The following is a 12484-nucleotide window of genomic DNA, read 5'->3' on the forward strand; positions in this document are numbered from 1 at the left end:
ATCAGCGTACGCAGCAGATACCGCCTGTGCACATAGCAGGATCGTCGCGTGCGGGCCGCGGGCGCTTGGTTAGCGTGGATTCAGGAATACGGTCAAAAACGGGAGGTCGAAAAGTGAGGTTACAATCTCGAAGTCAGATTTAAACAAGCCACATACATCTTAGATACAGGAAAGCGGACTAATTCCATTGCTCTGCAAAGTTTACAAATTTTCTGTGAATTTGTAAAACCGGAAGGTTAACGCAATGTTATCGCGCAAAAAAAGCCCTTCACCACCATACCTGCCCCCACTACCTGTTTCCGGGTATTTTACTCCCCGCCTGCCGCCATCCATAAATAATTAACTATTTTTCCGGAATGAAAGCGCCATTCCTGCTGACACTGCTGGTGTCGGCCACCATATGGAGCCATGCCCAAACAACCCGCGATCCGCAAAAAGTACTGCAGCAGCTAGAAAATGACCTTCGCCAGGCCGCGTCCGACAGTGCAAAAGCCTACGCGGGCTTTGCCCTTTCCGGCTACTGGATCGCTAAAGGCGATACGATAAAAGCCAGACAGTACCTGCAACAGGGCATGCCCCACATCCAGCACAATGCTTTTCTCGAAGGGATGTACCGGCTCTGTGCGGCCCAGGTAATGCCCGTCGGCGCACTGGAAGAAAGGCAGGCCGGCTACCTGAAAGCAGACAGCCTGCTGGCCCGTTACACACACGCCGATGCCACCCGTTTCCGCGCGCAGGCCTGGTACCAGTATGGCCGCGTGGCGCAGCGGAAAGACGATCTGAAAACATTTACCGACGTTCTCCTGCATAAAGCCATTCCGCTGGCCAAACAGTCGGGCGACAATACCCTCGTAGGCAAAGCCAACCTCGCCGTTGCGATCGTTTTCAAAAATACGGCGCAATACGACAAAGCGGAACCCTACATCCAGCAGGCCATCGCGGCGTTCAAAAACAAAGACGTGGAAACGCACGAGCTCATCACGGCCTATCATACCATTGCAGAAAACTATTCCCTCTCCGGCAAAAACGACCGCGCCCGCCTCGCGCTCGACAGCGCGGCCACCCTGCTCCCCGCCTACCCGGATTCGGAATATTACCTCGATCATTACGCCGCGGAAGGCATGTATTTCACCGTGGCCGGCCAGTTCAAAAATGCACTCACCAGCCTCGAAAAAGGCGTCGCCATGGCGAAGCGCCAGCAGCTGCGCTATGAAGAACAGCGCCTCGTGATGCAACAGTTCTATGCTTATTATAACGATAAAAACTTCACCAAAGCCAAAACCACACTGGAGTACCTGACGCAGCAGCCGGAAATGATGGCCTTCGCCAGCAACCGCCTGCAGATCTACTACGGATTCGCCGCGACCTACGAAGGGCTGCAGCAGATGGGCCCGGCTTACCAGTGGATGAAAAAATACAGCGAGCTGAGCGACAGCGTGACGCAAAGCCAGCTGAAGAAAGATGTACAGGCGATGGAAGTAAAATACCAGAACGCCGAAAAACAGAAAGAGATCAACGCCCTGAAAGCCAAAACCATCCAGGATGCGCTGGCCGCCAAAAATAACCGGCTTCTCAACGGGCTCCTGGCCGGCGGCATCGTGTTCCTGCTCGTAGTACTGGTCTTCGCCCTCATCGTATACCGCAACCGCAAAAAGCTGCACGAACAGCAGCTCAACGACATCCGCCGGCAGCAACAGATACAGTTCAGCCAGGCCATCATGCAGGGCGAAGAACAGGAACGCAAACGCATGGCGCAGGAGCTGCACGACGGACTGGGCGGCATTCTCGCCGTGGCCAGGATCAATCTTTCGTCGCAGGTGAAAGACAGCTGTACCGACCATCAGCGCACGGAGCTGGAGAAAATCACCAGACAGCTCGATCATTCGGTACACGAGCTGCGCCGCATCGCACATAACATGATGCCCGTGGCCCTGCTGAAATTCGGCCTGCAAACGGCGCTGAAAGACCTCTGCGAATCACTCATGAACGAGCACACCAGCATCGATTTCCAGGCGCTCAACATCCGGAACACCTTGCGCCAGGATGCGCAGATCCATATTTACCGCATCATACAGGAACTGCTCACCAACGCCATCCGCCACGCACACGCATCGCGCATCATGCTGCAATGCAGCCAGGACGGCAATTCGTTTTTCATCACCCAGGAAGACAATGGCCGCGGCTTCGACACCGACACCGTAGCCAAGGCGAAAGGCATCGGCTTCAGTAATATCAAAAACCGGGTAGGTTACCTTCACGGCAGGATGGACATCGATTCCTCCGAAAACGCAGGCACCGCCATAAACATAGAATTGCATGTTGAAAACTAATACCACCATCGCCATCGTGGACGATCATCCGATTGTACTGGAAGGACTGCAGCGCCTGCTGCAAAACGCGGAAGGAATGGAAATCTCCGGCTGTTTTACCACCGGCGCCGAACTCATCGATTTCATACGCGGACAGAAAGTGGACATCGTACTGCTCGACATTTCCCTGCCCGATATCGGCGGTATAGAGCTGTGCCGCGAAATCAAACAGCTAAGCCCCACCACGCACGTGCTCGCGCTCAGCAACCACTCCGAGCGCAGCCTCATCCTTCAGATGCTGCAAAACGGCGCCACGGGTTATCTCCTGAAAAACATCGCGGTGGGCGAACTGATCACCTGCATCGAGGAAGCCCGGGCAGGACTGGTCACCTTCAGCAAAGCCGTCAAGGAGATCATGGCCCGCCCTTCCGTTAGCGACCTCAAAGGCGCCACGCAGCTCACCAAACGTGAAAAGGAAATCCTGCACCTCATCGCCGAAGGCAAAACCACCACGCAGATCGCCCAGGAACTGAATCTGAGCCCGCTCACGGTGGAAACGCACCGCAAAAACCTGATACAGAAATTCCAGGTGCCGAATGTGGCGGCGCTGATCAAGGCCGCGCTGCAGCAGGGCGTTATATGAAGAAAAAAAATGGGCTGCCGGCAAACGGCAGCCCTGTTAGTTTGGTCCTATCCTATGGTCTTAAGCTTCCTATCAAACTATGATAAGTAACTCCTGAAACATCGTCATGTCAAAAACGATGTAACATCCGCACAATGTAACAACCATGGTGGAGACGCCGGATAAGAAAACTTCGATAATGCTGTCGTAATTCCGCTACAACAGCCTTGCCACCGGCGGCATGTTATTTGAACCCCACTACCTGCATCAAAACAGATACATCATGCATATTATCCTGGGCGCTACCGGCCACATCGGTGCTGCCTTAACGAAGATATTGCTCGAACTGGGCGAGCCCGTCACCGCTGTTACCCGTGATCCTCAAAAAGGGGAAAAATTACGACAGATGGGCGCACATGTTGCAGTCGTGAATGTGCTCGACACGGAAAAACTCCGCCGTACTTTCAAACAGGGCAAACGGCTGTACCTGCTCAATCCGCCCGCCCCGCCGGATACCGATACCGCCAAAGAAGAATTTAAAACCGTGGATGCCATCATCAGCGCGCTGGAAGGCTCCGGCATCGAAAAGGTGGTGGCGGAATCCACTTACGGCGCACAGCCGGGGGACCGCCTGGGCGATCTCGGCGTGCTGTATCACATGGAACAGGCGCTGGACGCACTGTCCGTGCCGCACACCATCATCCGGGGCGCCTACTACATGAGCAACTGGGACCATGCGCTGGACACGGCGCGCAAGGAGGGCGTGGTGCATACCCTGTACCCTGCTGAATATAAAATCCCGATGGTGAGCCCGGCAGACATTGCCAAAGTAGCCGCAAAACTCTTACTGGAACCGCCCACCAAAGGTGGCCTGTATTATGTGGAAGGCCCCGAGCCGTATTCCAGCGCCGAAGTGGCGGACGCATTCTCCGCCGCGCTGCAACGGCCGGTGAAAGCCGTGACCATCCCGCAGCATCAATGGATACCCTCCCTGGAGAAGATGGGATTTTCACCGGAAGCCGCCGCGTCCATGGCTGCCATGACGGACATCACCCTCAAACAGGACTTTGAGATGCCGGATGCCCCGATACGCGGCGAAACCACCCTGCAGGAATACATTCACCGCCTGGTGCATCCCAAACATGCACCGGTAACGGGCGGGTGAGATGAGATACACGCGGCTTGAAAAACAACGAATATCCGTTCATCGCATTGATGAAAACACGCATAAAAAAAGCGGGGAAACCTCCCGGCCTCCCCGCTTTCCATTTCCCCTTAATCGAAATCAAAAAAATCACCTAAAAAGGATTTCTTTTTCTTCGGGTATTTATGCCGGTCGTCGTATTGATGGCGGTCGTCGCTGTAGGGACGGTGGCGATGGTCGTTGTCGTGTTTGTAATGAGGCTGATCATCGTCCTGCCGGGCTTCCTGCTCCAGCAGTTTGTCCAGTTCCCCCTTGTCGAGCCAGATGCCGCGGCATTTGGGGCAATAATCGATCTCAACGTTGTTGCGGTGCGTCATCAGCAGCGTTTCGTTGCAATTCGGGCAATTCATATCTGTGTCGGTTTGTTGAATACAATCGTTTTTACGCACCCTGTTGAAGGGTGCGTCACATCAAAGCGTCGGCAAATGAGCGATCAAAACAGGCTGAACCTGTGGAGGAAGGAGTAATAGGCAGGCCGGTACCAGGAGTCCGGCAGCGGATGGAATTCATCCCGGAATACGGGCGCCTGTGTATCCGTTACGGCGGCAACGGCTGCAAGGTAGCGCGCTGCGCGGGCGGAAGTCTCTACCCGGTATTCGGTTTTTTCCGCGGCATCGCCGTCGGCTTCGGGGCATACCATGCGGTACTGGTGGTCCGGTTGTACCATCAGCAGCAGGCTCAGCCCAATGAGCAGGAAAATATGGAATACGTTGCGCAGCATCGAACCGGCAATTTAGGGAGTTCGGGCGAGAATCCCCTGCTGCACAACCGTACGCCTCCCATTTTTAACAAGATCTTCTGAAAAATCCCTTTTGTCGCGTTCCCCCCGCTAAATGTCATGTTCCACCCCTGCCGGAGTTGCGGGCATCCCCTACTTTTACATCAACAAAAAAAGAAAACTATGAGCAGGAAAATAATCTATTCCATGCACGTGTCGCTCGACGGGTTCGTGGGTGGCCCCAACGGGGAAATGGACTGGATCAAGGTCGATGATTCGATGTTCGATCACGTGGGCCAGCTCACGGACGATGCGGACGCGGCCATCTACGGGAAAAACACCTTCCACATGATGGACAGCTACTGGCCCACGGCCGACCAGGGGCCCAATCCCACCAAACACGATAAAGAACATGCGCAATGGTACCGCAGCGTTGAGAAGTACGTGATCTCCACCACCCTTAAAAACACCGGTGCAGACAAAGTCACCATCATCGGTAAAAATATCCCCGAACGCATTGCGCAGCTGAAAGCCCTGCCCGGCAAAAACATCCTGATCTTCGGCAGCCCTTCCACGGCTTACTTGCTGACCCAACACGGCCTCATCGACGAATACCGGCTGTTCGTGAACCCGGTGATACTGGGCAGCGGCATTCCCATGTTCGAGCACAACGGGCAGACCATTCCGCTGAAGCTCCGGGAAACCCTGCAGTTCGCGGCCGGCGTTACCAGCCTGTGCTACGAAAAGGCATAAAAAAAGCCTTCAAAACAGACGTTTCGAAGGCTATTGGCTGTTCAGACTATTCCAATCTATCGTTTCATGATATAGGAAAAAATATCCTTCACCTCCTGTTCAGACAGGCGGTCGAGGATACGTTCCGGCATCATGGATATATGCTGTGCTTTCATTTCCTTGACCTGCGATGCGGGCAGGATCATGTTCTTGCCCGCCAGCGGCTGCACCGTGATGGCCGTCCCGTTCCTGGAAACGATCTTTCCCTCCAGCGTGCGGCCGTCGGTAGTGGCGATGCGGTGGATGACGTACCCCTCGCGGATGTCGGCATTCGGGTCCACGATGTTCAGCAGCATGCTGTTGAGGTTGTCGCGGTCGTACCCGGTGAGGTCGGGCCCGATGTTGCCGCCGGCGTCGAACAGGCGGTGGCAGGCGCCGCAGTTGTTCTGGTACAGCACCTTCCCTTTGATCACATCGCCGCCACCTGCTTTGATGATCCGCAGGTATTTGGCGATGCTTTCATTTTTCTCCCCGGAAGTGGCGAGTTTGACGTTCGGCCACAGTTTATTGACCCGCTCCGCGATCTGCGGATCCTTGAGCAGCTTCAGCTTGCGCGCCACCTGCTCATTCACGTCGGCCTTGTTGATCACTTTCGTTTTTTCGATGGCGGCAAGAAAAGTGTTGGCCCAGGCTTCCCGCCCGGACACAAGCTCTATCGCGGCGTTCCGCACGCCTTCATCCCCGCGGTACTGAGGGTATGCCGCCACTACCTTCGCGCCGATCTCCGGTTCGTCGAAATACTGCAGGGCCTGTAGCGACGCCTGTTTTAATGAGGCGGGCGCGGACGCGCTTTCCACCGTTTTCAACAGCGCGGGGATGGCTTTTGCCTGACCGGCCTCTCCCATCATTTTTACGTACGACAGCCGTTCCCTGATCTCCGCTTTCGGGTTGGCCACCACCTTGATGGCCTGTTCCACCGCCTTCGCATCGCCCTGCCGGATGCCCATCGCCAGCGGGCCGCCGAAGAGGTCGGACTGGTAGGGCTGGATGGCTTTGGTAAGCGCGGGCGAAAGACCGATGAGGTCCCTGCCGCGCAATCCTTCACTCAGGCCTGCCACCAGCGGTTTGGCGAGTTTTTTATCCGGCGCCTGGTTCAGCAGAGCGGCGGCAGCGGCGAAATTCGCTTCCCCGCCGGCCATCACGTACCGCTGCATCAGACGTTCGAGGATGGTTTGCTGCACGGTCTTATTCGTCCACAACGATTTGTTTTTAAACATGGCCAGCAAGGCATCACGACCGGTTTCTGCCTTGGCTTCCACCGCCCACCAGGTGAGCAGCGGCATATCGGTATCGGCCGCATCGGCCGCGCCGCTTTTCAGCAGGCCTTCGATCACGGGCACCGCCAGCTGCGGCGGTAAACGTTTGGCGGTACAGGCGAGCTGGCTCCTTACTTCGGGATGCGTTTCGGCCTGCGCCAGCTGCACCAGCTGGTTGGCCACAGGAGGGGCCACGGGCCCGCCATCGCCGGCGAGGCGCACGGCCCAGCTTCTCACATGCGGATCGGTATGCGACAGTGCGATACGCGCCACTTCCGGTGTCCATCCGCCGCTGGCGTTGATCGCCCAGAGCGCTTCCAGCGCCCACTGGCCGTTGCCGCCGTTCAGTAGCGGCAGCAGCGCGGGCACCGCGGCTTTGTTTTTACGGTTAGCGAACTGCAGCTGCGCCTGCTGGCGGTACCATTTGTTGTCGCCCTTCAGCAACTGTATCAATTGCTGGTCGGAAAACTTGCTGATATCGAACCGGGGCAGGGCGCCGCTGCCGGCTTTGTTGCGCAGGCGGTAAATACGCCCGGAGCTTTTATGCCAGGTGTCGCGGGGGTCAACATGGGAAAGGCGGCTGTCGTACCAGTCGGCGATGTACACGGCCCCGTCGGGACCGGCCTTGACGTTCACCGGCCGGAACCAGCGGTCGTCGGTTTGCAGGATCTGTTCTTCATCCACATTCCCGAACGTAGACCCGGAAGGCTCGAACCGCGTCAGCTGCACGTAGTTCAGCAGCGGGTTCACGGCAATCATCTTGCCCTGGTATTTATCAGGCAGGCTCGTTTCTTCATACCGTATCAGGGAATGCGTAAAACGTTTCTTTTCGCCGGTTAGTTTCATGCTGGGCAGGTTGCCGAACGTGTAACCGTTGGTGTAAGGGCCGTGTTTGCCCAGGCTTTTGGGATAATACCCGCCCTGTTTGAAGTTCGGGCCGCGGCCGTAGCCGTTGTCGCCGGAAAACAGGCGGCCTTTGCTGTCGAATTCGATGTTGAACGTATTACCGCCCCCTTCCGCAAACACTTCGAACACGTGGGTATCCACGTTATATCGCCATACGGCCTGGCCCTGGAAGGCCACGTTCTTCGAGGCCAGCGAGCTCACGTTCGCGGTGGTGGTGCTGCCCTGCGCGCCGTACAGCCAGCCGTCCGGGCCCCAGCGTAAACTGTTGGCCACGGCATGTGTGTCTTCCAGCCCGAATCCCTGCAAATGCACTTCGGGGTTGCCGTCCGGCACGCCGTCGTAATCGGCGTCGGGATAAGCGAGCAGGTACGGCGGGTTCAGCACCCATATTTTACCGCGGCCGGTGAGCACGCTGGTGGCGATGTTCAGCCCGCGGATGGCGTCGGTGGATTTGTCGTATTTGCCGTCGCCGTCGGTATCCTCGAACACGCTGATCTTGTCTGCCCCGGCCACGCCGGCGGGCGGTGCGGCGGGCACCTTGTCGAATTTCACGCGCAGGAAATTATCCACGCTCGCTACTTTCAACCCCTGCGGGTACGGGTACTGGTGATACTGCACCACCCAGAGGCGGCCCCGGTGATCGAAGCTCACTTCCACCGGCTGCACCACCTGCGGTTCGGACAGCACTAAATCGAGCGCCAGGTCCGCGGGGTATTTGAAATGCATCAATGCCGAATCGGGCGGGGTGGGCTCCGACGAATCGGTGAGCGCACCCACGCCTTTGAATGATTCCATGTACCGCGCCACTTCTTCATTCTCCACGGCCGGTAAGCCGGAAGCGGCAGCCGTGCTGTCGCCCCCGGTATGTTTTTTACTTTGCCGGTTGCAGGCTACGGCCAGGGAGGCCACCGCCATGCATAACAGCCATCGTGTGAGGCTTTCTCGCTTGTTGATATTCATTAACTCAGTGTTTTACAAACATGCTTTTTTCATGCAGCCCGCCGCCCCGCAGCACCAGCACGTAAGTACCGGGCAAAAGGCCCGAAACATCGGTGGTATGGCGGTTGAAGCCGGCGGTGAGGGGGATCTGTTTCGTATGCACCAGCGCCCCGCCCATGCTGAAGATTTTTATTTCCGCGTTCCCGGCGCCGGCGGCGGTAAACTCCAGTTCCATGTTTTTACTGGCCGGGTTGGGGAATATTTTGAATGATCTGGTGGTTGCCTTTTCCGGCACGGCCTGTTTACTGGCGGCCTGTTCGGATAGCGGTGTTATTTTCCGCAGCCGGATGGTCTGCGAAAAACCATGCTCCAGCACGAAGCTGGCGGTCAGCGTGCTGGCCTGGCTCGTCACCGTAGCGTTGAAGGGATTGTCGATCACTTCCCATTGCCCGTCCAGCACCAATGTCACCGGTCGCGGTTGCGTGCGCCAGTAATAATCGTACGCGGTTTCGGTTTTGATGTTCATATCGGGGGAATTGACGGTCAGCGTCAGTTCGTCGCCTTCTTCGCGAACACCGGCCATGCACACGGACGACACGCTTTTGATATACCCTGTATTTACGGCGGTGTTGGCGGCGAAGAACACATACGCGGTGAGCGAGCCGGGCAGGTATTTCACCACGTGCATTGCCCCGGTCTGTTTCAGTACCTGGTAAACGGTGCCGCCGGTCAGCACGGGAACCAGCGCTTCCATGGCGGCGGGCGTGGTGCCGGGCACCGTCACATAATGATACTGGCTGTCTGTGGGGTTCACGCCGTGATTCAGCCAGGCTTTGCTGGCATAGGCGGAATCATAGGCAGTGGGCAGGCTGAGGTTCGTGGCGTTTTCTTTCGGCGTGGTCTGTTTCAGCCGCACCACCTGCACGGAATGGTTGCCGGCGGGAACGTAAAAGCCGGTGGATTGCGCGTTCAGCAGCCAGAGGCCGGACGTTTCCGTATCGTAAGTCTGATCGTACGCCGCATCGGATACCGGTGTGGTGGAATTGATATAGATGGATGGATGAGCGGGGTTGATGGTGGTGCTGTTAACGGTCTGGAAAAGGTTGGTGGCCACATTGCCCAAACCGTTGCTGGCAGAGATACCGCTGCCGAGGCATACCAGTATGGTGTCGAAGGCGAACACGGATTTCCTGGATTTCAGCCGCGAGGGGCTATAGTTCACGCTCGCCTTTTCGTCGAAATTAAAACCGAAGATGCCTTCCTGCCCCAGCGACAAGGAGCCCGCAAAGTTGTTGTTCTGGAATTCCATGGCAGTGCCGGTCACGGATGGCTTCAACTTCAGAAAGTCCGGGAAGTGCACGGTAGTGGCGCCGGGCATTACATTCCAGTCCCAGCCCTTGCCGGCCGCGACGTATCCCGTAGCCGCCAATGTGCCGCCGTACAGCACTTCCAGCGTTCCGTAGCTCTGGTAGCGGCCATACCGGTTTTCGCTGGTGTAGATCTCCGCCCCGAAAATCTTGCTGGTAAACCCGCGCATCACCGCCACCCAGTTTCTTTTCCGCTGGATGCCCACCGCGCCGTAGTTATACTGGTGAAACCCGTCGATCGATACCGGCGCCACGGGGAATTTATTGACGCCCGTCACATGGTTGTAAATGCCGCCCATCACGGGGTCGGCCGTCGTGCCTTTGATGTCGCCGCCGATCTCCACGAACCGCTCGAACTGGGTGAGGTTCACAGGCAGATTCGTGGGAAAGGGATTGCGGCCGGATTCGGCATGCGCGAAAATCACGCCTTTGGAAGAGGCGGCCAGCAGGTATTTTATCCCGGCGCTCATGTTGTTGTAGGCGGAAAGATCGACCCGGTACACCGTGCCTCTCAGCTGGTAACAGACATCCGCCCAGCGGCCCCAGGCGCCCATGTAACTGGTGTGGTGCGAACCGTGGTGATACCCCACCCCGTCCGGCTTGATGCCGTCGCGGCCGCCGATACCGGGCACGGTATTGCGCTCCATGAACCGTTTCGCGAGTTTCACATCGCGCACGGCCTGGTTGGAATCGGGTTCCGCCAGCGCGAGTTCGAAAAGGAAAGGCGTCCGGAGATTGAGATAATCCACACTGTAGCCTTCGGTGTAGGTTGCGCCGTAAGTAACGCTGAATTCGTTCGCCCACTTCAGCATGGCCAGCACCTCCGCGCGCATGGCGGGCGGATAATAAGGCAACGCCTCCAGGAAACCGACGGGGAATGTACGGGCGGGCGGATAGTCGTTGGTCTGGGTGATGATGCGGCCGCCCTCCGCCAGCCCCTGGCTCAGCAGGTATTCGGTAAAAAGCACCAGCTTCGCCGCCGCATCGGTATCGTTCAGTTTGTCCGCCGCCCTGGCCAGCGTGCCGCAGTGCTTCGACAGGTTCAGCAGCGTGGCCGTGGTATAGATATCGGGAATGCCGTTGCCCCGGATGCTGCCGTCGGTGTTATAGGAGATATTGCAGGCCAGTACAAAATTCTTGGCGGCATCCACTTCCGTGCCGGAGGGAGTTGTTCGCACGCGCGGAAAACGCGGCCGCAATACGGCCAGGTCTGCCACCTCCGTGGCGGAAGCGGCGGTCACGGGAATATCCGGCCCGTTCTTCCAGTTTTCCAGTATGTTCAGGTAGGGCGCATTGGTGACGTGTTTCCGGAAATAGGTATAGTCCGGCCACATATGCGGCCCCGGTATGCGCACCTCGGTATTCCCGATCAGCGTGGCCTCGTCGATGTGAATGGTGCAGGTGGTACTGCTGCTCACCGGTTTGAAGATGATCTTCATCTCGTTGAGCTGGAACTGCGCCGCCGCAATACCGCCCGTGTAGTCGTAATAGTAAGAACGGTGGTATTCCCGCCACCCTTTGTAATTCAGTAACATCTTCCCCTGCCGCTGCACCGTGCCGGTTCCGTCGGCAAACTGGAAAATGAGGGTGTCTTCGGAAACTGCCGGGGAATGAATAAAAATGCGCGCGGTAGCGGACGCGGCGGCATTCACTTCCGAAGAAGGGATCGCCAGGTTGACCGCATGAATGTAATCCCCGCTTGCCGCCTGCCAGATCAGCGCCTGCCCGTTTTTAACATGCAGGGAACTTAAAGCCAGCGCACTGGTTGAACTGGTTTGCCAGTTCGACGGCAGGGTATCGTCGAACGATACAAAACGTTGCTGCGACAGCACTTCGCCACCTGTTGCCAACACCACGAACGCCATCAGTAAAATTTTTTTCATAGCTGTTGTGTTTGGTTGAGTGAATTGAGCAAAACAAACCATTCCCCGCTCCGGGCAATGGTATGCGCCCGGAGTATGAATGCCTCCCGTATCGTCGTAAAAATCAGTCGGTGACCGTCACATCTATCTGCCGCACCACTTCCCGGCTTCCGTATATGTTGGTGTTCTGCGCAATGAAATACGCCTTGTAAGTGCCTTTCTCTGCGTAGGTATATGTGAATTTTTCAAGCCTTGCTTCCGAGTTGCCTTTGACGGCGACGGACTTGTTGATGCCGTCGCCCTTGTATACATGCCCCGCTTCACCGGAATAGAACGAGATGATGCCGGGGTTCCCTTCGAATGTAAAAGCGCCTTCCACCCCCGCTTTAAAGGTGATCGCCGTGGCTTTCAGCGCAAACGCGGGCGCATCGGGCATCACTTCTTTTTTGCAGGCGCCGGTGGCCAGCAGCAGTACGGAACATATGATGAGTAAATATTTCATGTTGATG

9 protein-coding genes are annotated in these 12484 nt (G+C 56.9%); 4 read left to right on the plus strand and 5 right to left on the minus strand.

The window, feature by feature from the left end:
• Positions 1-356 precede the first annotated feature (356 nt).
• From EGT74_RS17210 to EGT74_RS17220, 3 genes are all read left to right on the plus strand, one after another.
• On the plus strand, positions 357-2330 hold the full coding sequence (locus EGT74_RS17210; RefSeq protein ID WP_123847811.1) for an ATP-binding protein: 1974 nt from the start codon (positions 357-359) through the stop codon (positions 2328-2330).
• Positions 2317-2952, plus strand: coding sequence for a response regulator transcription factor (locus EGT74_RS17215; RefSeq protein WP_123847812.1), 636 nt, complete (start codon positions 2317-2319; stop codon positions 2950-2952). The genes EGT74_RS17210 and EGT74_RS17215 overlap by 14 nt, the downstream gene beginning before the upstream one ends.
• A gap of 262 nt (positions 2953-3214) precedes the next feature.
• Positions 3215-4096, plus strand: coding sequence for an NmrA family NAD(P)-binding protein (locus tag EGT74_RS17220; RefSeq protein WP_123847813.1), 882 nt, complete (start codon positions 3215-3217; stop codon positions 4094-4096).
• A gap of 110 nt (positions 4097-4206) precedes the next feature.
• Here the strand turns inward: EGT74_RS17220 and EGT74_RS17225 are convergent, their stop codons facing one another.
• Both EGT74_RS17225 and EGT74_RS17230 read right to left on the minus strand, forming a co-directional pair.
• On the minus strand, positions 4207-4485 hold the full coding sequence (locus EGT74_RS17225; protein ID WP_123847814.1) for a TFIIB-type zinc ribbon-containing protein: 279 nt from the start codon (positions 4483-4485) through the stop codon (positions 4207-4209).
• A gap of 83 nt (positions 4486-4568) precedes the next feature.
• Positions 4569-4856: a hypothetical protein gene (locus tag EGT74_RS17230; RefSeq protein WP_123847815.1), complete on the minus strand. Its 288-nt coding sequence runs from the start codon at positions 4854-4856 to the stop codon at positions 4569-4571.
• Positions 4857-5036: 180 nt separating this feature from the next.
• Between EGT74_RS17230 and EGT74_RS17235 the strand changes: the two genes are divergently transcribed.
• A complete protein-coding gene (locus EGT74_RS17235; RefSeq protein ID WP_123847816.1) occupies positions 5037-5606 on the plus strand; it encodes a dihydrofolate reductase family protein in 570 nt (189 codons plus the stop codon).
• Positions 5607-5662: 56 nt separating this feature from the next.
• Here EGT74_RS17235 and EGT74_RS17240 read toward each other — a convergent pair whose 3' ends face one another.
• The 3 genes from EGT74_RS17240 to EGT74_RS17250 all read right to left on the minus strand — a co-directional run bounded on the left by EGT74_RS17240 (position 5663) and on the right by EGT74_RS17250 (position 12477).
• Positions 5663-8767: a PVC-type heme-binding CxxCH protein gene (locus EGT74_RS17240; protein ID WP_123847817.1), complete on the minus strand. Its 3105-nt coding sequence runs from the start codon at positions 8765-8767 to the stop codon at positions 5663-5665.
• Positions 8768-8771: 4 nt separating this feature from the next.
• Complete coding sequence (locus tag EGT74_RS17245) at positions 8772-11996, minus strand: polysaccharide lyase family 8 super-sandwich domain-containing protein (protein ID WP_158618193.1); 3225 nt, start codon at positions 11994-11996, stop codon at positions 8772-8774.
• Between the two features lie 103 nt (positions 11997-12099).
• The gene (locus tag EGT74_RS17250; RefSeq protein WP_123847819.1) at positions 12100-12477 is read right to left on the minus strand and encodes a DUF5017 domain-containing protein; all 378 of its coding nucleotides are present in this window, start codon (positions 12475-12477) and stop codon (positions 12100-12102) included.
• Positions 12478-12484: the final 7 nt, after the last annotated feature.

The sequence above is a fragment of the Chitinophaga lutea genome, assembly GCF_003813775.1.
Taxonomy (GTDB): domain Bacteria; phylum Bacteroidota; class Bacteroidia; order Chitinophagales; family Chitinophagaceae; genus Chitinophaga; species Chitinophaga lutea.